Raw genomic sequence first — 25,833 nt, 5'->3', positions numbered from 1 at the left:
CGCTTCGGCAATGCCGAAGCGGTCGTCGACGGGGACCTCCGGATCACCTTCACCGACCTCGTCGACCGGGTGCGGCGTGCCGCCGGAGCACTCGCCTCCTCCGGTATCGACAAGGGTGACCGCGTCGCGATCTGGGCGCCGAACTCCGCGGAATGGATCGTCGCGGCATTCGGAATCCTTACCGCCGGTGGTGTTCTCGTTCCGGTCAATACCCGGTACAAGTCGCAGGAAGCCGACGACATCATCCGTCGCAGCGGCGCGAAGGCGGTCTTGGTCCAGCACGGGTTCCTCGGCCTGGACTTCCAGCCTCCGGACGATATCCCCGTCATCGATCTGAAGTCCGGATTTCTTTCCAGTGGAGCACCGTTCGAATGCCCGGTGGATGCGGAAGATATCGCGGACATCATGTACACGTCCGGTACCACCGGTCGACCCAAGGGCGTCATGATGAATCACGCCCAGACGCTCCGGATGTTCTCGGAGTGGTGCGATCTGGCCGACCTGCGCGAAGGCGACCGCTATCTGGTCGTCAACCCGTTCTTCCACATGTTCGGGTACAAGGCAGGTGTGATCGCATCCATGATCCGGGGCGCCACCGTCCTACCGGTACCGGTCCTCGACGTCGACGAGGTACTGGCCTTGGTGGAACGGGAGAAGGTCACCATGCTCCCCGGGCCGCCCACGCTCTACCAGTCGTTGCTGTCCGCGCCGAGAGGTCACGACCTGTCCTCCTTGCGGGCGGCGGTGACCGGCGCCGCCGACATCCCCGTCGAATTGATCCGGCGGATCCGCAGCGAACTGCCGTTCGAGACGATCATGACAGGGTACGGACTCAGCGAAGGCGGCACCGCGACGGCCTCGCGGCGGGGTGACAGTTTCGACCGGATCGCGACCACCGTCGGCCGCCCGTGTGACGGCATCGACGTGCGGATCGCGGACGACAGCGAGGTCCTCATGCGCGGATACAACGTCATGCAAGGCTATTTCGACGACCCGGACGCGACCGCCGAGGCGATCGACGCGGACGGCTGGTTGCACACCGGCGATCTCGGTGAGTTCGACGACGACGGCAGGCTTCGCATCATCGGCCGTAAGAAGGACATGTTCATCGTCGGCGGGTTCAACGCGTATCCCGCCGAGATCGAAGGTTTCCTGCTCGCGCATCCGGCCATCGACCAGGTGGCGGTGATCGGCGTGCCGGACGAGCGGCTCGGCCAGGTCGGCAAGGCCTTCGTGGTGCCGAAAACGACTGTGACAGCAGAAGATGTGATCTCGTGGAGCCGCGATCGCATGGCCGGATTCAAGGTTCCGAGATTCGTCGAATTCCTCGACGCACTCCCTCTCAATGCCACCGGCAAGGTTGTCAAGGACCGGTTGCATTCCCCTGAAAGGAGACCCGCACGACCGACGATACTGCGATGCTCGCCTTCGCCGCGAAGTGGCGACACTGGAACGGCGGCCCCGACGAGGACATCTTCGTCGAATTCGGAGTCAGTCCCACCGTCTTCTTCCACCGCCTCCGGGCGATTCTGACGAGCCCCCGCTGGAGTCGGCTCACCCCGGAACTCGCACAGGATCTGCTCGACATCTGCGACCGCCGGTTGCGCGGTCCGGAGACCCGCGCTAGCTGACCCCGAAATGGCCGGCTCCCCGTGGAATCGGGAGTCGGCCGGCGCAGAATCCGGCGAGTGACCGGTCAGTGCTGCGTCGGGCTCGATTTCGTGTGCGGTGATGTACTTCGACTCGTCGGACGCCACGAACAGAACGGTGTCGGCAGCACCCTCCGGCTGGACGATATCCACCGGCATCATGTTGATCATCATCGCGCCGAGCTGAGGTGTTGCGCTTCGAGCGCCCGCGCGATCTGCCCGCGCGCCGCACCGGTGATCTGACCGACATTCTTGCGACAAGAACACGACCCGCGAGTCATGTTCTTTGCCGGAGAGGCACTTGGCACGCGGTTCCGCCGTGCCCGATGCAGACACGAAAACGCCTGCATCGCCGATGAGCGATGCAGGCGCTGCGCGTGGTCCGTCAGAGAGCCGTACCCTCCAGAATTGTCACAGCGGACACCGCAGTTGGTCCACCGATGTTGTGCGCTAGACCAATTCGCGCACCGTCGACCTGATTGACGGCGCTGCCGCGCAACTGCTGGAACAGTTCGACGCACTGTGCGACACCGGTGGCGCCCGGCGGATGCCCCTTGGAGATCATGCCGCCACTGGTGTTCACCGGCAGCGCACCACCCACCTCGGTGGCACCCGATTCGACAAGCTTGTACGCCTCGAACCGGTTCGCGAACCCGAGATCCTCATAGCTCATCAGTTCGATACCGGTGAAGAAGTCGTGGACCTCGGCGACGTCGATGTCCGACGGTGTCAGGCCGGCCATCCCGAATGCCTGCTTCGCGGCCCGGACGGTCGCCGTGAAACTCGTCAGATCCTTTTTGTGCTGGTGCATCACGGAATCCAGGCCCAGCCCGACCCCGCGGACCCACACCGGCCGATCGGTGTAACGGTCCGCGACATCCTCGGCGGCGAGGATGAGCGCCGCGGCACCGTCACTCTGCGGTGCACAGCCGTAGACGCCGAACGGAGTCACGACGGTCTGCGCGCTCAACGCCTCCTCGACGGTGATCTCGAAGCGCCGGAACGCCTTCGGATTTCCCAATCCGTTGCGGTGGTTCTTCACGGCGACCATCGCCACGTGCTCGCGGGTCGCCGGCGACTCGTGCAGATAGCGCCGCACATGCAGTGCGAAGCCCGCCTGAGCGAGACCGAGTGGGAAGTCCCACGCCATGTCCCGGCTCATGGCCTCCCACTCCCAGATCATGTCCCGCGATGCGGTTTCACGTACCTTGTCCGCCCCCATCACCAAAGCCACATCGCATGCGCCGGACGCAATCCCGAAGAGGGCGTTGCGAATCGCGTCGTGACCAGTGGCGCAGGAATTCTCCACCCGAGTCACCGGGATGTCCGGCAGGCCGAGGGTGTCCGCGAGAATGCCGGACGGGAAGCCGTCGGTCGTGCCCATCGCACCGAACCAGGCGGCCTGCAGATCCGACGTGCGGATTCCCTTGTCAACAGTGCCTGCGCAGTCGGCATACGCCATCGGCAACAACTCACGAATCCCGAGGGAGAAGTGTTCGGCAAACGGCGTCATCCCAGCTCCGACGATCGCGACCTTCCTCATGACGCCTCACTTTCGGGTTCGAATGCGTAGCCGTAGTCCGGCACTCCGGACCGCACCGCGACGCGGCGCAGCACCATCCGGCCGCGGTCACCGATATCGACGGTTCCAGGTTCGACACCGGTCACCTTGACCAGTGCCCGCACGTCGACGCCGTCGAGTTCGACGACGACGAGCGAGTACGGGGTGTCCAGACCGGGAACCGGAACCCGCACCGTCACTTCGGTATAGACGGTGCCTACCCGCGGGAGTGGTACGAATTCGTAACTACTGCTCAGTGTTCCGTCCGCACCGACCCGATATCGTGGCGGGAAGTCCAGGTCGTCGGCGTCCGGATACTTGCCCGCTTCCCAACGGACCTTCGCTTCGAATGCCCTCTCGTATGCCGCGAGCGAGATCGGAATCTCCGGGCCCGGTACGTGAACCGGAGCGGTACGCTCACGAGCGCGGGGCTCCCGGCGATGTATCGCGGTGACACCGTCGGCGACGGTGATTGCCGACAAACTCGCCTGCTCCACTCCCACCAACGGCCCGGTCGTCTCGGATTCGGCCATCGCCGCAAGCGCGAACAGCGGCGAACTCGCCCCCGTGGTGGGTAGTTCCATCGACGGGCCCGCACACATCGCCGCGGCCTGCTTGTGCTCGACGCCGACGACGGTCACCGGATTGTCGACCCACGACGATGCGAGGGACGCAACGAATCCGCGCTGTTTGACCAACCTCGGGTCCCCGTAGTCGTGGACCACTCCACCCTCGGTGCGGGTGCGCACCGGGAGACTGCGCGCGACGCGCGCCGCCGTACGCACCTGCAGTCCCTGATCCGCGGTGAGCGCCGCAGCCGCGCCCGCCGCGTCGAGATCGACACCGATCACGAGCGTGCGCGGCCGGGCCGAGCCGAGCGAGTCCAGCGTCGCCGGGGCCCTACCGAGCCGCTCGGTGACCTCGATTTCCGGGTCGAGTCCGAGCCCGGCGAGCAGCACCGCGGCGTTGCTGCTCTCGAGCAGCGGCAGATCCCGGCTGACCAGGACCACGTACTGAACCGACCCGCTGTCGGTGACCGCGGCACGGCCCGCTTCGACAGCGAGGGTGATCGCGTCCTCGTCGTCGCCCGGTACTCGTGCGGTGGGCGATCCCCAGCACGGCAGGTAGGTACCGATCGAAGCGATGTATGGCATGAGACTCTCCGGTGGTTTGAGTGGCCGGGTCTGGGTGGCCGGGTCTAGGTGACCGCGCCCGCCGTCTTGAGTGCGATGATGCGATCCCAGTCCAGGCCGAGTTCGAGCAGGACTTCCTCTGTCTGCGCGGCAAATTCGGGTGCCGGACCGGATTCCGCCACGGTGACGTCGAACTGGACCGGATTGGCAACGAGTTCGAGTTCGCCTGCCTTGACGATGTATTCGTTCGCGCGGATCTGCGCGTCGTCGGACACCTGCAGCGAATCCTGCACCGGTGCCCACGGGCCGGCCAACGTCGCGAACCGTTCGGTCCATTCGCCGAGCGTGCGCTGCGCGATGACCTCACGCAGGATCGCGACTCCCGCCGCGGTGTTGGCGCCGATCTGCTCGGCGTTCGCGAACCGCGGGTCGTCGGCGAGTTCGGGACGGTCGATGTGACGGCACACATCCGCCCAGAACTTGGCCGGCTGGAGCATCACGAACGACAGGTAACGGTCGTCCGCGGTCTTGTAGAGACCGGACAGCGGATTGGTCGGTGCGCCGTGCCCACCGGGCACCGGCGCGACCATGTGCTCACCGAGATGCAGCGAGAGTGCGACACCGTGCCCCATCGACCACAGTCCGCTGCCGAGCAATGATACGTCCACGACCGACGATTCGCCGGTGCGCTCGCGTTTGAGCAGCGCGGCCGCGACGCCGCCGGCGAGGTTGGTGCCGGAGATGGTGTCGCCGAATGCCGGTCCTGGCGGGGCGATCATGCCGTCGATGCCGGGCGGGGTGATCGTCGCGGCGATACCGCCGCGTGCCCAGAACGCGGTCATGTCGTAGCCACCGCGAGCGGATTCGGTGCCGCGCGGTCCGAGGGCGCTGCCGCGCGCGTAGACGATCGACGGGTTGACGGCGCGGATGTCGTCGACGTCGATACCGAACTTGGTGCGGGCCTGCGGCAGGAAGCTGGTCAGGAACACGTCCGAGCGGCGGGCCAGGTCGAGCAGGACCGCGCGGCCCTCGTCGCTGCCCATGTCGAGACCGATGCTGCGTTTGCCTCGGTTGGCGTGTTCGACGTTCGGGTTGGGGTCGCCCTCGACCCGCATCCGACCGACCTGGCGCAGTCCGCGCTGAGGGTCGCCGGTGATCGAGTGTTCGACCTTGATGACGTCGGCACCCCACTCCGCGAGCACGGCGCCCGCCGAGGGGACGAAGCCGTACATGGCGACCTCGAGAACGCGGATTCCGTCGAGGGGCCTCACTTGACGATCACCGCGAACGACTTGATCTGCTGGAACTCGTGGAGCCCGGCGACGCCCATTTCACGGCCGATCCCGGACTGCTTGTAGCCGCCGAACGGCACCTCGGGTGTGAAGTAGTTGCCTCCGTTGATGCTGAACGTGCCGGTCCGGATCCGTCGGGCGATGGCGATTGCACGGTCGTCGTCGGCACCGATCACACCGCCGGACAGGCCGTAGATCGAGTTGTTGGCGATGCGCACGGCATGGTCGTCGTCGTCGTACGGAATGACCGCGAGGACCGGGCCGAAGACCTCTTCCTGTGCGATCTCGCTGTCCGGGTCGACGTTTGCGAGCAGGGTCGGCTTGTAGAAGAAGCCGGGGTCGACACGCTCTCCGCCGGTGACGAGGGTCGCGCCTTCCGCGACGGCCCGCTTGACCATGCCGTCGATCTTGTCGCGCTGGCGGTCGTTGATGACCGGACCCATGTAGGTTGCCTGGTCCGACGGGTCGCAGTAGGAGACGTGTCCCATCATCGCGGCGACGGCCGCGACGATCTCGTCGTGCTTGTCGCGCGGCACGAGCAGGCGGGTGGTCAGTGCACACCCTTGACCTGCGTGCGAGCAGATGCTGAAGGCGGCGAATGTCGCGGACAGGGGGAGGTCGGCGTCGTCGAGCATGATCAGTGCCGACTTGCCGCCCAGTTCGAGGAAGACGCGCTTGAGGGTGCCGGCAGCGGCGGCCATGATCTTGCGGCCGACGACGGTCGAGCCGGTGAAGGTGACGACGTCGACATCCGGGTGGGTTGTCATGATCTCGCCGGTGGCGACGTCGGTGGAGGAGAGGACGTTGACGACGCCTGCGGGAATGTCGGTGTGGTTGGCGATGATCTCGCCGAGTGCCTGGGTGACGAGCGGGGTGTCGGGTGCGCCCTTGAGGACTACGGTGCAGCCGGCGGCGAGGGACGGGGCGAGTTTGGCGAGCGCGAGTTGCGTCGGATAGTTGTAGGCGACGATCGCGGCGACCACGCCGGCGGCTTCGCGTTCGATCCAGCGACGGTGCTGCTGTCCGCGGATTTCGACCGCACCGAGTTCCTCGGTGAGCGGCTGATTCCGAAGCAGGTCGGCGTAGTACTTGACGATTCCGATGGGGGCGTCGAGTTGGTTCCCGTAGGTGAGCTGGCGCGGTGCGCCGACCTCGGCGATGGTCAGTTCGCGCAGTTCCTCCGCGTTGTCGAGCAGCGCCTGATGGAGTTGGTCGAGGCAGGCGATCCGAAATTCGACATCGGTCGACCACGTGGTCGTGTCGAAGGCGCGGCGCGCGGCGTCGATGGCCGTTTCGGCTTCGGCGACGCCGGCGTCCGGTGCGTAGCCGACGATCGCACCGGTCGCGGGGTTGACCGACGGAAAGGTGCGCTCGGTCGTGACGAGCTGTCCGTCGATGAGCAGTCGCTTGTGCACCTCGGTTGCGCGGGCATGGGCCTGCATGGTGTCCTGCGATGACATGGGATCTCCTCGCTGTATGAAAATACTATTCTCACAATAGAGAATTAAGCCTCCATATTGTGCGAATCTAGCAATCCACGACCCGTTCCGGTACCCCGAATCGAGGGTCCAAATTGCCCGGATCAGCGAGCGATCCAGCCTTGCGGGCGGACAATCCTGTGAGAGTACGATTCTCGAAAATCGGAAGGGAGCTTCTTGTGATGAAGACTACAGCAATCAGCCCGGCACTGGGGGTGGAGGTCAGCGGTGACGTCGACCTCGAGAACCCGGCGGTGGTCGGTCGCCTGACCGAAGCCCTGAAATGGCGCGGCGTGCTGCTGTTCCGCGGCCTGAATCTCGACGACGACGCCCAGCTCGCCTTCAGCCGCAACCTCGGGCAGCTCGTTCAGCCGGTCCCCGGCCACGAGATCTTCACGGTGTCGCTCGACCCGGCCAAGTCTCCCTCCGCCGAATACCTCAAGGGCACGTTCAGCTGGCACATCGACGACACCACGAACGACATTCCGGCCAAGGCCACGGTGCTCACGTGCCGCCATGTCGCCGCAATCGGCGGCGGCACCGAATTCGCCAACACCTACGCCGCCTACGAGAACCTCTCCGAGGCCGAGCGCAAGCGCTACGAGGGACTGCGCGTCGTCCACAGCTTCGAGGCCGCGCAGCGCCTGGTCTACCCGAATCCGACCGAGGAGCAGGTCGGCCGCTGGCGTCAACTGCCCCCCCCCACGAATCCGCACTCGTGTGGGATCGCCGCGACGGCCGCCGCTCCCTCGTCATCGGCGCCACCGCCGATCACATCGTCGGCATGGAACCCGACGAGAGCCGCGCGCTCATCGACGAACTGCAGGCATGGACAACGCAGGAACGCTTCTGCTACGCCCACGACTGGGCGGTCGGCGACATGGTCGTGTGGGACAATACCGGCATGCTGCACCGGGCCCTTCCGTACGACCCGACCTCCGAGCGCCTCATGCGCCGCGTGACCATCGTCGGAGACGAGGCATGGCAGTGACCGAGACAGCGGCGGAGGCGGAGACGGTCCGGACCGCGGTCGTCACCGGTGGTGGCTCCGGCATCGGAGCCGCAATCGCCGAACGGCTCCGCAACGACGGTCACCGGGTCGCGATCCTGGACCTCAACCCGTGCGACGTCAAGTTCTCCTACGTCGCCGACGTGTCCGACCGCGCATCGATCGACACCGCGCTCACCCAGCTCCGCGAGGAACTCGGGCCGATCACGATCCTCGTGAATGCCGCCGGCCGTGAGTTGTACAAGCGATTCCACAACATCGACATCGACACGTGGAACCAGATCGTCGCCGTCAACCTGAACGGCGTCTTCCACTGCGTTCAGGCCGTCCTCCCCGACATGCGCGACGCCGGGTGGGGGCGCATCGTCAACATCTCGTCGTCGAGCGCCCAATCGGGCCAGCAATTCATGACCGCGTACGTCTCGTCGAAGGCCGGGGTCAACGGCCTCACGAAGTCGCTGGCACTCGAGTACGGGCCCGACGGCATCACCGTCAACGCGGTTCCACCGGGATTCGTCGACACCCCGATGCTCCGCAAATCCGAAGCGAGCGGTCTGCTCGGTGGAACCATCGACGACCACATCCAGCGGACACCGGTGCGCCGAGTCGGCCGCCCCGAGGACATCGCCGCCGCGTGCGCGTTCCTCATCTCCGAAGAAGCCGGCTACATCACCGGCCAGATCCTCGGCGTCAACGGCGGACGCAACACCTGATCCGACCGCCGCACATCTCCCGACCGAGAAAACCAATCGAAAGGAAACAACAGTGGGGCGTGTAGAAGGAAAGGTCGCATTCATCACCGGTGCCGCTCGCGGTCAGGGCCGTAGCCATGCGGTCCGGTTGGCCGAGGAGGGCGCCGACATCATCGCGGTGGACCTGTGCGAGAACATCCCGTCGATGGGATATTCGATGGCCACCCCCGAAGACCTCGAGGAGACCGTGCGGCTCGTCGAGAAGCACGGCCGCCGCATCGTTGCGGTCAAAGCCGATGTCCGGGAGGCCGCGCAGGTGCGGGCCGCGCTCGAGCAGGGCCTCGCCGAGTTCGGCAAGCTCGACATCGTGATCGCACAGGCCGGTGTCGCAGGCATGAAGGGCGAGCCACAAGTTCAGGCGTGGGCAGATGTGATCAACACCAATCTCGTCGGCACGATCAATGCCGTCCAGGCCGCACTGCCGCACCTGACCGAAGGTGCGTCGATCATCGCCACCGGATCGACGGCAGCCCTGATGGACGTCTCGAAGGTCGATCAGCCCGGCAAGGACCTCGGTGGTGTCGCGTACGTGTATTCCAAGCGCGCACTGTCGCAGTTCATCCACCAGCTCGCAACCCACCTGGCGCCGCGCAACATCCGCGCGAACGTCGTGCACCCGACCAACTGCAATACCGACATGCTGCAGAGCGAACCGATGTACCGCTCGTTCCGCCCGGACCTCGAACATCCCACCCGTCAGGATGCCGAGCCGGTGTTCGGTGTGCAGCAGGCCATGCCGATCCCGTACATCGAGGCCGAAGATTCCAGCAACATGGTGCTCTTCCTCGCCTCCGACGAGTCGCGGTATGTCACCGGTATGCAAATGCGCGTCGACGGCGGCGGCTATCTCAAGTGGTACGACTACCACGTCTGATCACTGTTACCGTGCCCGGTGGATCCCACGACAGGATCCGAAAAGTGCTCGGATCCAACGGAAGTTTGGAGGAAATCTTGAAGGTCCGCGTCGATCCCGAGAAATGCCAGGGCCATACCCTCTGCGCCATGGCCGCACCGGACGTCTTCGAACTCAGCGAGATCGACGGTCACGCGTCGGTCTCCAACGAAGAGGTCCCCACCGATCAGGAGGAAGCGGTCCGTGAGGCCGTCAGCTCGTGCCCGGAGCAGGCAATCACCATCTTCTGATCTGCCGATCCGAACTGCCCCCCAGCTCGACGTGCAAGAGGAGGACAACGCCGTGAGCGTTGACGACGTCGTCTCGAACGACGACCGCAAGACGATCAGGTTCGATTTCGACCGCCACGCAGCCGACTACCGCGACAACTTCCTGCCGATCACGCAGGAGATGCAATCCAAGTGCCCGATGGCATGGTCGGAAACCCACGGTGGCCACTGGGTGGCCGCCGGCAGCAAAGAAGTATTCGCGCTCTCCCGTTCCGCAGACGTCTCCAACGATCACGACATCCACGGAAAACGCAAGGGCTACAAGGGAATCGCGATTCCGAAGAACGAGCGTGCTTCCGGTGTCCGGGGCGGCATCCTCGAAATGGACGACCCGGAACATCACGAATTCCGCGCCCTGCTCAACCCGTATCTGTCCCCCGCCGCGGTCAAGCGTTGGACGCCGTTCATCGACGAGATCGTGCGCGCCAGCATCAACGAGAAGATCGAGTCCGGCAGCATCGACTTCGTCGATGATCTGGCGAACATCGTGCCCGCCGTGCTCACCCTGGCGATGATGGGCATTCCGATCGACAAGTGGACCATCTACAACGAGCCTGTGCACGCTTCGGTCTACACGCCGCCGGATTCGCCCGACATTCCGCGGATCGCCGAGATGCACCGCACGATGGGTATCGATCTACTGACGAACCTGTTCGAGATCCGGGAAAATCCCCGTCCCGGACTGATCGACGCGATCGCGCGGGCCACGGTCCTCGGCGAAAAGCCGGACGACATGGAACTGCTCGGCATCCTGGCCCTGATCGTCGGCGGTGGTTTCGACACGACGACGGCACTGACCGCGCATTCGCTCGAATGGTTGGCGCACAATCCCGAGCAGCGCACGATCCTCAGCGACGAACGCGACACGCTACTCGACTCGGCGACCGAAGAATTCCTGCGCTACTTCACGCCCGCACCGGGTGACGGGCGCACATTCTCGCGTGACTGCTCGTTCGACGGTACCGAGTTCAAGGAAGGCGAGCGGTTGTGGTTGTCGTGGGCGATGGCCAACCGCGACCCCGATCTGTTCGACGAACCGAACCAGATCGACATGGAGCGGCGCGGGAACCGGCACTTCAGTTTCGGGCTCGGCATTCACCGCTGTATCGGGTCGAACATGGCACGCCAGGTGTTCAAACGCATGCTTCTCGCCGTGCTCGACCGCATGCCGGACTTCGAGTGCGATCCCGCCGCCGCAGTCCACTACGACTCGATCGGTGTCATCCAGGGTATGCGGAACCTGCCTGCGACGTTCACGCCCGGGCCTCGTATCGGCCCAGGTCTCGACGAGACCCTGGAGAAACTTCAGAAGATCTGCGACGAGCAGCGTCTCGCCGAGCCGATCACGGTGAAGAAGTCGGAGGCTCGGATCGGTGACTGACGCAGCGGTGGTCGACCATGCAGAGCGCGGGAAGGGCGGCGACGCGACGGGTGCAGCCCCGAAGTCGGGTCGTCCCCTTCCCCAAGTGACCGAGCAGAACCGGTTCTTCTGGACCGCCGGGGCAGATGGAACGCTGCGCATCCAGGAATGTGAATCCTGTTCCGCGCTCATCCATCCGCCCCAACCGGTCTGCCGGTACTGCCGCGGTCACCGGATGGGTGTGCGCGGGGTCGCCGGTACCGCCACGCTCGCCGGCTTCACGGTCAACCACCGCTTCGGTCTTCCCGGCCTGCCGCCGCCCTATGTGGTGGCGCAGGTCGCGATCGACGAGGATCCCCGGGTGCGGCTGACGACGAACATCGTCGACTGTGATCCGGCGACCCTCCGACTCGGGCAGCGCCTGGAGGTCGTCTTCCATCACGACGACGACGTCTGGCTTCCCCTGTTTCGTCCCGCAGCCGAGCAGGACTCACCTGCTCGGCTGCCGGCGGACGAGATCGACCCTCGAGATTTTCGGAAACATGTACGCCCCATGATCTCTCGCGACAAGTTCGAGGACCGGTCGGCACTGACCGGAATCGGCATGTCGGAGATCGGTCGTCGCCTCATGCGCAGCCCACTGGATCTGACCATCGAGGCGTGCGAACGTGCCGTCGCCGACGCCGGGCTCACCCTCGACGACATCGACGGCATCTCGAGCTATCCCGGTGCCGGGCAGGTCGGTGGTTTCGGGGAGGGCGGAATCCTGACCGTGGAGGCCGCCCTCGGTCTACGCCCCACCTGGTACAACGGCGGCATCGAGACGTTCGGGCCCGGCGGCGCGGTCATCGCCGCGATGGTCGCGGTCGCGAGCGGACTCGCCCGGCACGTGCTGTGTTACCGCACCCTGTGGGAAGCCACCCACAGTGAGCTGATGAAGCGCGGGGAGATCCGCCCGGCCGGCGGACGTACCACGAGCTGGATGATGCCGTTCGGCGGCGTCTCCGCCGCACACACCCTCGCCCAAAACGCTCAGCGCCATTTCCATCGCTACGGCACCACCCGCGAAACCCTCGGCTGGATCGCGCTCAATCAGCGTGCCAACGCAGCCTTGAATCCGACTGCGATCTACCGTGATCCGATGACGATGGACGACTACCTGAGCGCCCGCGCCATCACCACCCCGTTCGGCCTGTACGACTGCGATGTGCCGTGCGACGGCGCCGTCGCGGTGATCGTCTCCGCCGCCGATGTCGCCCGCGACCTGGCGAAGCCACCGGTGTTCGTCGAGGCCGTCGGAACCCAGATCATCGAGCGGATCGAGTGGGATCAGAGCACACTCACCCACGAACCACAGGTGCTCGGCCCCGCGGCCCACCTGTGGTCGCGCACCGACCTGCGGCCCGCGGACGTGGATGTCGCCGAACTTTACGACGGCTTCACGTTCAATTGTCTGTCGTGGATCGAGGCCCTCGGGTTCTGCGGGATCGGCGAGGCCAAGGACTTCCTGGACGGCGGCCACAACATCGCCCGCGACGGTGTGCTGCCGCTGAACACCCACGGTGGTCAGCTCTCCCACGGACGCACCCACGGCATGGGCCTGATCCACGAGGCCGTCACGCAGTTGCGCGGCGAGGCCGGCGACCGTCAGGTGCCGGGTGCGCGGGTCGCGGTCGCCGCGACCGGCGGGCTGACCCCGAGCGGCGCGATGCTTCTGCGGGCGGACACGTGACGACCACCGAATCCGCACCCGTCGCCCGAACCGTCGACGTCGACGGTGTTCCGATGTCCGGGCTGCTCGCGGTCGCGGAGAATCCGCGGGCCGTCATCGTCGCACTGCACGGCGGTGCGACGAACTCCGCGTATTTCGATTGCCCGGGCCATCCCGGACTGTCGCTGGTGCGTACCGGTGCCGCACAAGGATGCACGGTCCTGGCCTTGGATCGTCCCGGCTACGGCAGTTCCCGCCCTCAGGCCGAGGATTTCACCCGGCCCGAACAGCGGGTGGATGTCGTCCACGCCGCGCTCGACGCGCATCTCGACGGACTCGACGTCGGTGCCGGAATCTTTCTATGGGGCCATTCGCTGGGGTGCGAACTCACCGTTCGGCTGGCTGTCGAGCCGCGCGGCAAGGACCTGCTCGGGATCGAACTTGCCGGCACCGGCCGTGAGCATCACGCCGACGCCCGTGACATCCTCGGCTCCGCGGCACAGTACGCCGACCCCAAGGGTGTCTACGGTCTGATCTGGTCGCATCCCGAGAACTATCCACCGGAACTGGTCGGCGGCGCGCCGATCGCCTCGCGTACCCCGGCGTACGAGTCGACCGTCACCGCGTCGTGGCCGCACACCGAATTCCCGGACCTCGCCGCGCGGGTCGAGGTGCCGGTGCATTTCTCCACCGCCGAACACGAAAAGGTGTGGCGCGGCGACCCGCAGGCTCTCGACGACATCGCGGCGATCTTCACCGCCGCGCCCCGAGTGGAGCTGCATACCCAACCCGACGCGGGGCACAACCTTGCCCTCGGCTTCACGGCGGCGGCATACCACTCGACGGTCCTGACGTTCGTGCAGGAGTGCATCGACCGCCGATTTCCTGACTGAATGCCCGTTCCCACAAGATAATTCGACCGTGCCGCGCAGCGGCAAGGAGGTGAAACCATGGACCCCACCGATGTTGCACTGCTCCTGGTGCGACTGGTGCTCGGTGCGACGATGATCGCGCACGGCGTCAACCATTGGGTGGGCGGTGGCCGCATTGCCGGTACCGCGCGCTGGTTCAGCGGCCTCGGGTTGCGGAACGGCACGATGCAGGCGTGGGTGAGCGTCGTCGTGGAGATCGGCGCGGGTGTACTCGTGATCCTCGGGCTTCTCACACCCCTCGCGTGTGCCGCGGTCATCTCGATCATGCTGGTTGCGGGCCTGCTCGCGCACCGTCCCAACGGATTCTTCGTCTTCAAGGAAGGCTACGAATACGTCCTGGTACTCGGCGTCGTCGCGCTGGCGCTGGCAATGATCGGCCCCGGAGACATCTCGATCGACGCGGCCGCCGATATCGCGATCGTCGGCTGGACAGGTGGCGCGATCGCACTCGGTGTCGGTGTCGTCGCGACCGCCGGTCTGCTCGCCGTGTTCTGGCGTCCGCAACCGCAGGAGGTGGCGGTATGACCCGCGTCGGATTCATCGGACTCGGCAGCCAGGGTGGGCCGATGGCCCGCCGTATCGTCGAGGCGGGCTACGACCTGACCTTGTGGGCACGGCGTCCCGAATCACTCGAACCGTATGCCGACACCGCGGCCAAGACCGCACAGACACCCGCCGAACTGGCCGCCATCAGCGATCTCGTGTGCATCTGCGTCGTCGCCGACGACGACGTGCGGCAGGTTGTCACCGGCAACGACGGTGTGCTGCAGGGCTTGTCGTCCGGTGGGGTGATCGCAATCCACAGCACCGTCCATCCCGATACCTGCCGGGAACTGGCCGAGCAGGCTCGGGCGGTGGGAGTTTCGATCATCGACGCACCGGTGAGCGGCGGCGGGATGGGTGCGGCCGCCGGCACGCTGCTCGTCATGGTGGGAGGGGACACCGAAGTCGTCGAGAAGATCCGCCCGGTGTTCGAAACCTACGCTAATCCTGTTGTGCACCTGGGTGGTATCGGCTCCGGTCAGGTCGCCAAACTCCTCAACAATGTGCTGTTCACCGCGAATCTCGCGACCTCCGCAAGCACGGTAGAGCTCGGCGAATCGCTCGGTGTCGACCCCGCGAAGCTCGGGGAAGTCCTCACCCACGGCACGTCGAACAGCTTCGCGCTCGGCCGATTCGTGTCGGCCGGCAGCACCCTCGACCGCATCGCGTTGCACGCCGGACACCTGTTGAGCAAGGATGTCGGGCTGATCGCGGGAATCGCGGACGCAGCGGGCGCAACTCCCGGCGTCGTGCTGACCGCGGCCGACACCACCCTCACCCAGATGGGCCATCGGCGGTGACAAGGGTCGGATTCATCGGGGTCGGCCGTATGGGCCTGCCCATGGTGCGACGACTCGCCGAGGCCGGCCACGACGTGCGGGCGCTGGGCCGGTCACCGGATACCCGCGCCGCCCTGGCGGACGCGGGTATCACGGCAGTCGCCACGGCCACCGAGACCGGAGTCGACGCAGACATCGTCGTCGTCTGTGTGTTCACCGATGCGCAGGTCCACGACGTGTGTCTCGGCAGCGACCTCCTCGAATCGATGCCGAACGGCTCGGTTCTCGTGATCCACACGACCGTCGGGCCCCAGACGATCGAGCACATCCGGGACGAAGCGAAGACCCACTGTATCGCCGTGGTCGACGCGGCGGTGAGCGGTGGACCGCACGACATCGCCGCCGGCAGCCTGTCGCTGTTCCTCGGTGGCGACACCGATGCCGTAGAGCGCGTCGCGCCCGTGTTGCGCAGCTACGGGGACCCGGTGCTCCACGTCGGCCGGGCCGGAAACGGCCAGCGCGTCAAGCTCGTCAACAACGCACTGTTCGCCGCCCAGGTCGGTCTGATCGCCGAAGCCGTGACTCTGGGTGCGCAACTCGGTGTCGAGGAATCGGCGTTGCTCGAGGCGCTCCCGCACGGCAGTTCCGCCAGCAAGGTGATGGGCAACATCGTCGCGCGCGGCTCGGTAGCCGAATTCACCTGTGCGGTCAGTGAATTCCTGGCCAAGGATGTCGCGGTCGTCCGGGATGCCATCGCCGAACTCGGCGGGAACCTCGGAGTTCTCGACGCGGCCATCGACGCGGTACGCACTCCTCGCTGAAACCGACCGACCCCGCTGTCTGCGCGTCAGCCGTCCGGCGTTCGGCTATGGTCGCGAGCGCACGAGTCTCCTCGTCGAGGCGGTCACGGGGTACCACCTTGTTGACCATCCCGGTCTGCTCGGCCTCCAGCGCGGTCACCGGGCGGCCGGTGAACAGGATTTCCTTTGCCTTCCTCGGGCCGAGTTCCCATGTGTGTCCGTGATATTCGACGCCACCGATCCCCATGAGCACCACGGGGTCGGAGAACGATGCGTCTTCGGACGCGACGATGAGGTCGCACGGCCAGCACAGGAGGAGCCCACCGGCGATGCACCGGCCCTGGACCGCGGCGATCGACGGTTTCGGGATGTTGCGCCAGCGCAACGAGTACTCGAGATAGCGTCGGCTCTCGTTGGCGTAGATCAGTTCGAGCGTGATCTTCAGATCGTCGGGGACCTTGGTACCCAGGTCGTGGCCGGCCGAGAAGTGCTTACCCTCGCCGCGCAGCACAATGACCGCCACCTCGGGATCGGCTGCGGCACGCATCCATGCCGCGTCGAGTTCGTCGAGCAGTTCGGCGTTCTGGGCGTTGGCCGCCTCCGGGCGGTTGAGCGTGATCGTAGCGATCTTGTCGGCTACCTCGTACAGGATGTACGCCACTGCATTCTCACCCTCGGGGAAGGCCGAGCACACGCTCGGCAACGATGGTCCGCTGAATTTCCGACGTGCCGCCCGCGATGGTGCCCGCGAAACTGCGCACGTAACGCTCGAACCACCCGGTCGAGAAGTGGTCGTTGTTCCACGGTTTGAACGGCGCCGTCGACGCCGGATGGACGAGACCGTCTTCTCCGGCGGCATCCAGCGCATGTTCGGATGCGGTCTGCACTGCTTCGGATCCGAGCAGTTTGAGCACCGACAGGGCCGCGACATCCTGTTCGCCGCGGTCTGCCCGCGCCAGCGCGGCCGACCCGAGCAGTCGAAGGCTCTGCAGATCCATCGCGAGGGTGGCGTAGCGATCGCGGTCCAGCACCGTGACGGGCCGGAAGTCCTCCACGAGATCCTGCAGACGGTCCGCGAAGCTGAGCCACAGCAACGTACGTTCATGTCCGAGTGCGCCGTTCGCGACACCCCACCCTCCGTCGAGCTCGCCGATCAGGTTCTCGGCGGGCACCCGGACGTCGGTGAAGAACACCTCGTTGAAGTCGAGGTCGTCGGAGGCTGCGACCGATGGGAACGGCCTGCGTACGACACCGGGCGTGTCGGTCGGGATCAGCAGGACGCTGATTCCCTTGTGCTTCGGCGCATCCGGGTTCGTGCGGACGAACGTGAGCAGTACATCGGCGTCGTGTGCCCCGGACGTCCAGACCTTCTGGCCGTTGACGACGAAGCGGTCGCCGTCGAGGGCCGCCCGGGTGCGCAACCCGGCCAGGTCGGAACCGGCACCGGGTTCGCTCATCCCGAGCGCGGCGGTGATCTCCGCGCGCAGGATCGGAACAGCCCAGCGCTGCTTCTGTTCCGGCGTGCCGAAGGCACAGGATCGACGCGGCGATGATCCCGAGCCCCTGCGGGTTGAAACTGGGATAGATCCGGCGGCGGGACAGCTCTTCGAGGTGCACGTACTGCTGCAGAATGGTGGCGTTGCGTCCACCGAATTCGGGCGGGTTGCCCGGAAGCAGCCAACCGTTGTCGAACTGCAGTCGCTGCCACGGTCTGGCCCAGTCCGGGACATCCGCACTCGAACCGGGACGGACGCCGGTCGCAGCGCCGTCGGGCAGATTTTCGTCGAGGAAGGCCGCGAACTCGGCCCGGAACTCCTCGATATCGGCATCAAAGGTGAGTTGCACGATACTCCTCGGCGATCAGCGCCCGATGCTCCGCCGCGCCTCCGAGCAGATGCTCACCGGCTTTGGCGCGTTTGAGCGCGAACTGAAGGTCGTTTTCCCAGGTGAATCCCATGGCACCGAACAGCTGGATTCCGTTGCGGAAGACCAACGACTGGCATTCGCCGGCGGCCGCCTTCGCCATCGATGCAGCCACCCGTCGTCTGGGATCGTTCTCCGCGATCGTCAGGGCCGCGTAGTAGGCAAGCGCACGTGCACGTTCGATCGCGACGTGCATGTCGACGGCTTTGTGCTTGACGGCCTGGAACGAGCCGATCGGAACACCGAACTGGCGGCGTTCCCGGACGTGCTCGAGCGCCAGGTCGAGGATTCGTTGGCATGCCCCGACGACGGTGAGCGCGAGTCCGGTCAACGCCACATGCCGGGCGTGTTCGACATCGACGTCGATACGCTGGTCGTCGTCGACGCGCACTCCGTGGAACGAGACCTCGGCGAGGTGGAGCACCGGGTCGAAGACCGGACTGCGTGTCGTGACGGCCCGTTCGGCAGGCACGACGAACACGCCCGCGCCGGTGACAATCGCCAGCCGGTCGGCGCGGTCGGCGTCGAGAACACCGTGGGCGGTGCCGTCGAGGACCCAAGCCGCACCCTCCCGGTGAGCGTCGACTCCCCGGTAGATCGCCGCACCGGAGAGTGCCGGATTGTCGAATCCCGGTGCGAGCGAAGCGAACTGGGTCATCGTCGCGAGATAGGGCGTGGGATCGGTCGCCCGACCCAACTCCTCGAGGACGATGGCGAGTTCGATCGCCGTATCGGGGTCGGTCAGTTCGGTCCACCCGAGGTCGATGTACGTCTTCCACAACGGGGCGGGGTCGGCGCCATTGTCGACGATGCTGCGAATCAGCGTGGGCGCACATTCCTTGGCCGTGACCTCACGGACCGTCTTCTGCCATAGTCGCTGATCTGAGTCGAACTCGAAGAGCATCCCGGCCTGCCTCCTTGCCAGAGCTGCGGTGCACAATAGTGAATTGAGAATATCATTCTCGTTTGACGAAAGTAATAGTCTCTGAAAATTGGCGACACAGACACTGTCGGCGCACTGAGCGCGGTGGCACTCCGGTACAGTTGCCCGCATGCTCGGTACATGCGTTACAGAACAGAGCCGGTGGTGACCGGCCCCAGCGAAGAGCCGGCCTGGAAGCAGCGCGCAGTCGAGCGCTCCATCAGGACCGCCAAGATTCGTGCCGAACAGCGAGTGCAGCGTTTCCTGGACGCCGCCCAGTCGATCATCGCCGAGAAGGGCAGCACGGATTTCACCGTGCAAGAGGTCGTCGACCGCTCCAAGCAGTCACTGCGCAGCTTCTACCTGCAATTCGACGGCAAGCACGAACTCCTGCTCGCGCTCTTCGAAGACGCACTCAGCCGTTCCGCCGACCAGATCCGCGCTGCGGCATCGGGTCCGGATGCACCCCTGGATCAGCTCCGCGTCGCCGTCGAATTGCTGTTCGAGTTCTGCCGACCGGATCCGAGCGCGCAGCGGCCACTGTTCACCGACTTCGCACCGCAGCTCCTGCTCACGCATCCCGCCGAGGTCAAGGTCGCGCACTCGTCGATGCTCGCACTGTTCACCGAACTCATGGAAAAGGTCGACGCGTCCGGCGAGCTTCACCCCGGAGCCAATCCGCGTCGGCTGGCCGCGATGACGATGCAGACCGTCATGTTCATCGCACAGTCCGCCGGTGGCACAGACGACGCGACCGTCAAGCCGATTTCGGCTGAAGAAGTGTGGAATTTCTGCTCCCGAGGGTTTGCCGGGAGCTGAGTTCAGATTCGTTGAGAATTATATTCTCATTCCAAGAGAGTTGAATTACACTGACGTCGTGCCCGCTCTCTGGAACGACCTTCTCGCCTGCCTCGATCTGCGCGCCGACACGTCGGCGAGCAGTCCCGGCACCCCCACGGCTCCGATCGTCTTCGAGGGTTCCAATCAGCAACTCGAATATCACCGACTGTTCGGTGGCCAGATCCTCGGCCAGTTCGTCCGCGCCGCCCAGGCGACCTGCCCGGACAAGGACATCAAGTCCCTGCACTCGTTGTTCGCCAGGGAAGGCAAGGCCGGCGAACCCGTGCGGTACGAGGCCGTCCGGCAGCACGAGGGCCGTTCGTTCGCGACGTTGACCGTCGTGGCACGGCAGTCGTCCGGCGTGATCGCGACCGCGTCTATTTCGATGCACGCAGCCGAGGACGGCCCGGAACTCCAGACCGTCCCCGACGTCACGCCCTTGCTGCCCGACACCGACCGGATCGATGTGCAGTTGATCCCATGGGAAATCCGGTCCACCGACGACCTCAACTCCACCGACACGGCCGAGCCCGAATTCGAAATGTGGATGCGCACAACGGAAGTCGATCCGGAACTCGCGTCGGCCTTGACCGCCTACGCAACCGATCTCACGCTGATCGGGACCGCACTGCGCCCCCTCGGCGGACTGAGCCAAACAGGAAACGGCACGGTGTTCACCTCGGCGGTCACCTCCCACAACCTGTGGTTCCACCGGCCGTTCCGCACCGACGAATGGCTACTGCTCCGTCAGCACAGCCCACTCATCGCCCACGGCCGGTGCTTCGGCCGTGGCGATATCCTCGACGAAAAAGGCTCCTTGGTAGCATCTTTCGCTCAGGAAGCCCTGCTTCGCCTCCCCCGCCCCTGACCCGAGAGAGGGGCGAAGGCCGCTACTCGTCGTATTTTTCCCAGAACCGGGCGCGCAACCGGTAGCGGCTGTCCTCGTCCAGGTCGTACTTCTGCAACACGACCGATGCGTCGAGCAGCAGCGCGCGATCCACGTCGGGCGGAATCGACGGACGCGCCCGCTCCAATTCGAGTTTCTCTGCATCGGTGGCACTTTCACGGAACGACACGAGCACCCGCAGTACGACCGCGTCGATCAGCGTGTCGTCCTCGGAGTTGTCGCGATCGTAGCCGGGCAGCACCTGGCCGGACGAACCCGTAGAACAACTGTAGGCCAGCACACTCGTCGGACGCGGAGCAGCCGGAACCTGTGCCCGCGCTGCCACGTCGAGGGGAGTCTTGAAAGCAGGTCGCGCCGCGGGAACCGGTTCCGGGGCCGGCGGCGATGCCGGGGCTGGAAGCGGAACGACTTTGAGGACCGAATCGTCGATGATCGCAGCGTCGATGACGTCGATCTCGTCGGAGGCACGGATCAGGTGCCGACTCACCCCGTGCGGCTCCCCCTTGGCCGTCGGCACGGCGAGGACGACGACCTGCACGCCGTGCACCTGGGCCTGCTCGACCGCTTCGGTCAGGTCGTCGTCGCCGGAGACGAGGAAGAACACATCCGACGTCCCGTTCCGCGCGTGTGCGACCAGGTCGAGCCCGATACGCAGATCGACGCCCTTCTGCTCGCCGTTGAACCCGAACCGTCCGATGCGAAGTTTAACCTTGGGGAGCTCGCCGATGCGTTCCTGGCGCATGTCGGGAATGCCGTTGCGGGCCGAGTCGTACCAGTACACCCGGAGCACCGGCAGGCCGGACGCGGCTTCGGCGGTGGCAATCAGTGACCGGATCAGCGCGGAATAGTCGACGTTGATGCCGCCGCGTAGCGACGTTCCGGTGACCCGGGTCGCGGCGGAGGCAAGCAGATATCCGACATCGATATAGAGCGAACAGGTCGACCGCATCCGCCCACTATGTCACGGAAGGAGCCGATCTTCCGCAGTCGCTCATCGTGCTGCGGTGCAGCCTCCCTCGAGAATTCGGGCCTCCCACTCGCGGGCAGCGATTGCGAAAGGCCCGAATCCGGTTGCGGCGGTATCTTACTGGACGCCGAAGGTGATGCTCGACGCGTAGCCGGGAACGTTTGTCGCGGCAATGAGACGGTAGGTGCCCGGAGCGAGACCCTCGGGCGTGAACGTGAAGGCAACAGCGCCCGTCTCGTCCGTCGTCCCGGTCCCGACGATCAGCTTCCCGTCGACGGTGGGTGCTCCCGGTTCGGTGACGTTCTGGTCGACCGCGAACGTCACGGGGGCGTTCGGGACGAGCAACATGAACCGGGCGCCGACCTGGGCGGGTGCGGACGGACTGCTGGACACCGGTGTCTGCGGAGCAGCGGATGCGACGGTTGCCGCACCCAGCGAGAGAGCGATCCCCGCAGCCACGGCAACCGTGGCCGTGACCATCGTGCGCGTCTTCTTCATGAGCAAACCTCCCGATTGAATCTTGAACTATCAGAGCGAGGGGAGCCTAACCTGGATTTGTTCGCCACGTAAGGGCTTCGTGTACGCCCGCCCCGACAACCGAAACCTTCGGATTCAGTGCCTGCTGCGCGGATCTCGACCGAGCAGGCGTGCCGCGGCACTGTACGAGTCGATACCACCGTCCGCGACCGCCGCGGCCAGTTCGTCGAGCTCGGGCAGCGCTCGCAGCCGGGACAGTGCCAGCGACAGGATCTGTGAACGCGCCCGCGCCGACCGCCGCTCACCGGTGTCCGTGCGCCGATGTTTCTCAATCGCCTCGATCAGGTCGTCGATCCCGTCGCCGGTCGCGGCGATCAGCCGGAGCACCGGAACGTCGGTCTCCATCTTCAGGTCCCGCACCGTCCGGTCCGCGCCCTCCCGGTCCGCCTTGTTGACCACGAGAAGGTCTGCGACCTCGAGCAGGCCGGCCTTCGCCGCTTGAATTGCGTCTCCGCCACCGGGGTTGAGGATCACGACCGTCGGGTCCGCGACCGCCGCGATCTCGATCTCGGACTGCCCGACGCCGACACTCTCGAGCAGCACCACGTCGTAGCCGAGCGCCGCGAGCAGGCGGATCGCGGCGGGCACCGCGGCGGACAGCCCACCGAGATGCCCCCGTGCCGCGAGGGACCGGATCAATACTCCGGGGTCGTTGACGTGCGCGGCCATCCGGATCCGGTCGCCGAGCAACGCTCCCCCGCTGTACGGGGAGGACGGATCGACGGCGAGTACCGCGACCCGCAATCCTCGGGCACGATAGCCGGCGACGAGCACTCCGACGGTCGTCGACTTCCCGGCTCCGGGTGGACCGGTCAGCCCGACCACCCGAACGGTGGCGGGGCCGAGGACGGCGAGCACGTCGCCACGCCGGTCGCCTTCGACCATCGTCAGCAGCCGCCCCGCCGCGCGTATCGATCCGGTACGCGCGGCGGCGACGAGCTCATCGATCGTTACCGGGCGCACCGTCACGGCGCGGGCACTTCGATGACCGTGGCCGAGCCCATTCCTCCGCCCGCACACATCGCCGCGACCCCGATTCCACCTCCGCGGCGGCGCAGTTCGTGCACGAGAGTGACAATCATCCGGGCGCCGGTGGCCGCGACAGGGTGTCCGAGGCCGCAGCCGCTGCCGCTGACATTGACCTTGTCCGGGTCGATGTCGAGGAGCTTGATCGTCGCGACGCACATCGCGGCGAACGCTTCGTTGATCTCGTACAGGTCGATATCGCAGAAGGTCAGTCCCGCACGGCGCAGCGCCTTCGGGATCGCCTGCACGGGAGCGAGTCCGGTGATGGCGGGGTCGACGGCGACCGATGCCCACGAGCGGACGTAGCCGAGTGCGGGCAGCCCGAGACGGTCGCTGGCGATTGCGAGGGCTGCGGCTCCGTCGTTCGCTCCGCACGCATTGCCTGCGGTGATGCTGAAACCCTCGATCTCCGGGTGCAGAACCTTGAGCGAGGCGAGCTTCTCGAGGGAACTGTCGCGGCGCGGATGCTCATCGACGGCGAACAGCCCGTGCGGAGTCTCGATCGGGACGACCTCTTCCTTGAAGCGCCCCTCGTCGATCGCGGCGATCGCGTTGCGATGCGAGCGCAGCGCCCACGCGTCCATCTCCTCGCGGGTCACGCCTGCCTCGACCGCCGCATTCCAGCCGACGGTGATCGACATGTCACGGTTCGGGGCGTCCGGGCGGTCCGGGTGTGTCGGCGACATCCACGGCACCCATTCCTCACCGGACCGCATCAGGGCGCGGGGGGCCGTGGACGCCGAGTTGACGCCACCGGCGATGATCAGCTCGTCCATGCCGGCGCGGATGCTCGCTGCGGCGGATTGGACCGCGGACTGTCCGGCGGCGCAGTGCCGGTTCAGGGCCAGACCGGGCACGTTCGTCAGACCCGCGGTGACCGCGGCGTGCCGGGCAATGACGCCGCCACCGTAGAGTCCTTCACCGAGAATGACGTCGTCGATGGCGCTCCGATCGAGGTCCTTCGCGGTTTCGGCGACCACGTGGTGGGCGAGTTCGAATGCGGTGGTGTCACGGAGCGTGCCCTTGCCTGCGGTACCGATCGGGGTTCGCAGCGCGGAGACGATGACGGCTTCAGGCATTGGTGTTCTCCAGTTCGGTCAAGAGGGTGCGGCGCAGAAGTTTTCCTGTTTCGGTCTTCGGGAGCTCGTCGCGGAAGACGATGCTGTCCGGGGTCTTCGATGATCGAAGGCGCTGTTTCACCCAGGCCTGCACTTCGTCCGGGTCGACGTCGCCGACGAGGACCGCGACGATCCGCTGACCCCATTCGGCGTCGGCGACACCGACGACCGCGGCCTCGGTGATTCCGGGGTGTTCGATGAGCACGTCTTCGATTTCGGCCGGGGCGATGTTCTCGCCGCCTCGGATGATGGTGTCGTCGGCGCGTCCTCCGATGAACAGGTAGCCCTCGTCGTCGACGTGTCCGAGGTCCCGTGTGGCGAACCAGCCCTGGTCGTCGAGCACGCTGCGGCCACCGTATTCACCGGAGATCTGTTCGCCGCGCACGAATACCAGTCCGGATTCGCCGGCCGGAACGGGTTCTCCTGCTTCCGAGCGGATGTCGATCTCGATTCCAGGCAGCGGACGCCCGACGGAGCCGAGCCGGTCGCGGACGGCGGAGTCGTCGGAGGCGAATGCGGTGCGGTGGTCGTCGGGTCCGAGCACCGCGACCGAAGAGGCTGTTTCGGTGAGTCCGTAGGCGTTGACGAACCCGGTGTTCGGGAAGGCACGCAGCGCGTGTTCGAGGACGGGTCGCGGTGTGCGTGATCCTCCGTAGGCGAGGCTGTGCAGCGACGGTACGTCGGCCGAGTTGTCACCGAGCCCGGCGACGATCCGCGCCAGCATGGTCGGCACGAGCATCGCGTGCGTGACACTTTCGCGGCGCACCGTGTCGAGCCAGGTGTCCGGGTCGAACGCGTCGAGGTAGACGACCCGGCGACCGGTGTACAGGTTGGACAGGAGGTTCGTCAGGCCCGCGATGTGATACGGCGGGACCGACACGAGCGAGGCGTCGGTGTCGTCGGCGGATGCGAACTCCATGGTGTTGAGCACGTACGCCAGGAGGTGCCGGTGCCGCAGGATCGCCGACTTGGGGTCGGAGGTGGTGCCGCTGGTGTAGATGATGGCCGCGATGGCGTCGCCGTCTCACTCGGGTGCGGACTCACCCGTGTCGTCCGTGGACGTCGCGGTGGAATCGACGAAGGCGTCGAGGTTGTCCGGTGCCAGTTCGAGCGCACCGGGGTGGCGGTCCCGCAGAGCGGTCAGCTGCGTTTCACCGAGTCGGTAGTTGAGGGCGACGAACGGCACACCCGCCAGCGCGGCACCGAACAGGGCCACCGGGTAGGCCAGGTGATTCGCGCCCAGGTACAGCACCGCCGGGTAGTCACGGAAGCGACTCGCGGCGGCGCGGGCCCGGTCGTGCAGTTCGGGGCCGGTGAAGGACCGTCCCCCGTAGGTCACGACGGACCGATCGCCGTTGCTTGTGGCCATTTCTAGAATCATGCTGATGTTCATGAGAACATTATTCTCTCAA

At 66.0% G+C, this 25,833-nt stretch carries 22 protein-coding genes and 4 pseudogenes; 14 read left to right on the top strand and 12 right to left on the bottom strand.

Going from position 1 to position 25,833, the window contains the following annotated elements:
- Together WAX14_RS21140 and WAX14_RS21135 are read left to right on the top strand one after the other, a co-directional pair.
- The coding region (locus tag WAX14_RS21140) for a FadD3 family acyl-CoA ligase (RefSeq protein ID WP_422630003.1) at positions 1-1,533 on the top strand (1,533 nt) is incomplete at its 5' end.
- Positions 1,464-1,631, top strand: a pseudogene (locus tag WAX14_RS21135) (hypothetical protein); the annotation flags it as partial. The gene WAX14_RS21140 and the pseudogene WAX14_RS21135, both read left to right, overlap by 70 nt.
- A gap of 403 nt (positions 1,632-2,034) precedes the next feature.
- On the opposite strand, the gene WAX14_RS21130 reads toward WAX14_RS21135, so the two are convergent.
- Genes WAX14_RS21130 through WAX14_RS21115 form a run of 4 tightly spaced genes read right to left on the bottom strand, consistent with a single transcriptional unit; the run spans position 2,035 to position 7,095 of the window.
- Positions 2,035-3,192 (bottom strand): thiolase C-terminal domain-containing protein, encoded by a 1,158-nt coding sequence (locus WAX14_RS21130; RefSeq protein ID WP_422630002.1) that lies wholly within the window; start codon positions 3,190-3,192, stop codon positions 2,035-2,037.
- On the bottom strand, positions 3,189-4,364 hold the full coding sequence (locus WAX14_RS21125; protein WP_422630001.1) for a Zn-ribbon domain-containing OB-fold protein: 1,176 nt from the start codon (positions 4,362-4,364) through the stop codon (positions 3,189-3,191). The genes WAX14_RS21130 and WAX14_RS21125 overlap by 4 nt, the downstream gene beginning before the upstream one ends.
- Positions 4,365-4,408: 44 nt before the next feature.
- Positions 4,409-5,614 (bottom strand): CaiB/BaiF CoA transferase family protein, encoded by a 1,206-nt coding sequence (locus WAX14_RS21120; protein WP_422630000.1) that lies wholly within the window; start codon positions 5,612-5,614, stop codon positions 4,409-4,411.
- Positions 5,611-7,095, bottom strand: a complete 1,485-nt coding sequence (locus tag WAX14_RS21115) for an aldehyde dehydrogenase family protein (protein WP_422629999.1) — start codon at positions 7,093-7,095, stop codon at positions 5,611-5,613. The genes WAX14_RS21120 and WAX14_RS21115 overlap by 4 nt, the downstream gene beginning before the upstream one ends.
- A 200-nt stretch (positions 7,096-7,295) precedes the next feature.
- Between WAX14_RS21115 and WAX14_RS21110 the strand changes: the two are divergent.
- The 10 genes and pseudogenes from WAX14_RS21110 (at position 7,296) to WAX14_RS21065 (ending at position 16,202) form a co-directional block, all read left to right on the top strand.
- Positions 7,296-8,104: pseudogene (locus tag WAX14_RS21110) on the top strand (TauD/TfdA dioxygenase family protein).
- Complete coding sequence (locus WAX14_RS21105; RefSeq protein ID WP_422629998.1) at positions 8,095-8,835, top strand: SDR family NAD(P)-dependent oxidoreductase; 741 nt, start codon at positions 8,095-8,097, stop codon at positions 8,833-8,835. The pseudogene WAX14_RS21110 and the gene WAX14_RS21105 overlap by 10 nt, the downstream one beginning before the upstream one ends.
- Positions 8,836-8,887: 52 nt before the next feature.
- Positions 8,888-9,748, top strand: coding sequence for a mycofactocin-coupled SDR family oxidoreductase (locus tag WAX14_RS21100; protein ID WP_422629997.1), 861 nt, complete (start codon positions 8,888-8,890; stop codon positions 9,746-9,748).
- A gap of 77 nt (positions 9,749-9,825) precedes the next feature.
- A complete protein-coding gene (locus WAX14_RS21095) occupies positions 9,826-10,017 on the top strand; it encodes a ferredoxin (protein WP_422630006.1) in 192 nt (63 codons plus the stop codon).
- Positions 10,018-10,069: 52 nt separating this feature from the next.
- Positions 10,070-11,437: a cytochrome P450 gene (locus WAX14_RS21090; protein WP_422629996.1), complete on the top strand. Its 1,368-nt coding sequence runs from the start codon at positions 10,070-10,072 to the stop codon at positions 11,435-11,437.
- A gap of 7 nt (positions 11,438-11,444) precedes the next feature.
- Complete coding sequence (locus WAX14_RS21085; RefSeq protein WP_422630005.1) at positions 11,445-13,148, top strand: thiolase C-terminal domain-containing protein; 1,704 nt, start codon at positions 11,445-11,447, stop codon at positions 13,146-13,148.
- On the top strand, positions 13,145-14,020 hold the full coding sequence (locus WAX14_RS21080) for an alpha/beta hydrolase (RefSeq protein WP_422629995.1): 876 nt from the start codon (positions 13,145-13,147) through the stop codon (positions 14,018-14,020). Before WAX14_RS21085 ends, WAX14_RS21080 begins: the two co-directional genes overlap by 4 nt.
- A 57-nt stretch (positions 14,021-14,077) precedes the next feature.
- Positions 14,078-14,584, top strand: coding sequence for a DoxX family protein (locus WAX14_RS21075; RefSeq protein WP_422629994.1), 507 nt, complete (start codon positions 14,078-14,080; stop codon positions 14,582-14,584).
- Positions 14,581-15,402, top strand: a complete 822-nt coding sequence (locus tag WAX14_RS21070) for an NAD(P)-dependent oxidoreductase (RefSeq protein WP_422629993.1) — start codon at positions 14,581-14,583, stop codon at positions 15,400-15,402. Before WAX14_RS21075 ends, WAX14_RS21070 begins: the two co-directional genes overlap by 4 nt.
- Positions 15,399-16,202, top strand: coding sequence for an NAD(P)-dependent oxidoreductase (locus tag WAX14_RS21065; protein ID WP_422629992.1), 804 nt, complete (start codon positions 15,399-15,401; stop codon positions 16,200-16,202). Before WAX14_RS21070 ends, WAX14_RS21065 begins: the two co-directional genes overlap by 4 nt.
- On the opposite strand, the gene WAX14_RS21060 is transcribed toward WAX14_RS21065, so the two are convergent.
- The 3 genes and pseudogenes from WAX14_RS21060 to WAX14_RS21050 form a co-directional block, all read right to left on the bottom strand.
- Entirely contained in the window at positions 16,090-16,842 is a 753-nt protein-coding gene (locus tag WAX14_RS21060) for an enoyl-CoA hydratase (protein WP_422629991.1), read from the bottom strand. The two genes, WAX14_RS21065 and WAX14_RS21060, sit on opposite strands and share 113 nt — an antisense overlap.
- 7 nt (positions 16,843-16,849) lie before the next feature.
- Positions 16,850-18,026: pseudogene (locus WAX14_RS21055) on the bottom strand (acyl-CoA dehydrogenase family protein).
- On the bottom strand, positions 18,010-19,008 hold the full coding sequence (locus WAX14_RS21050; RefSeq protein ID WP_422629990.1) for an acyl-CoA dehydrogenase family protein: 999 nt from the start codon (positions 19,006-19,008) through the stop codon (positions 18,010-18,012). Before WAX14_RS21050 ends, WAX14_RS21055 begins: the two are co-directional and overlap by 17 nt.
- Before the next feature lie 183 nt (positions 19,009-19,191).
- Here WAX14_RS21050 and WAX14_RS21045 point away from each other — a divergent pair, with 183 nt between their 5' ends.
- Together WAX14_RS21045 and WAX14_RS21040 are read left to right on the top strand one after the other, a co-directional pair.
- Positions 19,192-19,845: a TetR/AcrR family transcriptional regulator gene (locus WAX14_RS21045; RefSeq protein ID WP_422630004.1), complete on the top strand. Its 654-nt coding sequence runs from the start codon at positions 19,192-19,194 to the stop codon at positions 19,843-19,845.
- 58 nt (positions 19,846-19,903) lie between these two features.
- The gene (locus WAX14_RS21040; RefSeq protein WP_422629989.1) at positions 19,904-20,734 is read left to right on the top strand and encodes an acyl-CoA thioesterase; all 831 of its coding nucleotides are present in this window, start codon (positions 19,904-19,906) and stop codon (positions 20,732-20,734) included.
- Between the two features lie 22 nt (positions 20,735-20,756).
- Here the strand turns inward: WAX14_RS21040 and WAX14_RS21035 are convergent, their stop codons facing one another.
- The 5 genes and pseudogenes from WAX14_RS21035 to WAX14_RS21015 all read right to left on the bottom strand — a co-directional run bounded on the left by WAX14_RS21035 (position 20,757) and on the right by WAX14_RS21015 (position 25,814).
- On the bottom strand, positions 20,757-21,722 hold the full coding sequence (locus WAX14_RS21035; RefSeq protein WP_422629988.1) for an NYN domain-containing protein: 966 nt from the start codon (positions 21,720-21,722) through the stop codon (positions 20,757-20,759).
- Positions 21,723-21,857: 135 nt separating this feature from the next.
- The gene (locus WAX14_RS21030; RefSeq protein WP_422629987.1) at positions 21,858-22,238 is read right to left on the bottom strand and encodes a hypothetical protein; all 381 of its coding nucleotides are present in this window, start codon (positions 22,236-22,238) and stop codon (positions 21,858-21,860) included.
- Positions 22,239-22,352: 114 nt separating this feature from the next.
- Complete coding sequence (gene meaB, locus WAX14_RS21025) at positions 22,353-23,246, bottom strand: methylmalonyl Co-A mutase-associated GTPase MeaB (RefSeq protein WP_422629986.1); 894 nt, start codon at positions 23,244-23,246, stop codon at positions 22,353-22,355.
- Positions 23,243-24,382 (bottom strand): thiolase family protein, encoded by a 1,140-nt coding sequence (locus WAX14_RS21020; RefSeq protein WP_422629985.1) that lies wholly within the window; start codon positions 24,380-24,382, stop codon positions 23,243-23,245. The genes meaB and WAX14_RS21020 overlap by 4 nt, the downstream gene beginning before the upstream one ends.
- Positions 24,375-25,814: pseudogene (locus WAX14_RS21015) on the bottom strand (class I adenylate-forming enzyme family protein). Before WAX14_RS21015 ends, WAX14_RS21020 begins: the two are co-directional and overlap by 8 nt.
- Positions 25,815-25,833: the final 19 nt, after the last annotated feature.

Source organism: Rhodococcus sp. (in: high G+C Gram-positive bacteria), from assembly GCF_049299235.1.
Lineage (GTDB): Bacteria > Actinomycetota > Actinomycetes > Mycobacteriales > Mycobacteriaceae > Rhodococcus.
This window is presented reverse-complemented; position numbering and strand designations above follow the sequence as displayed.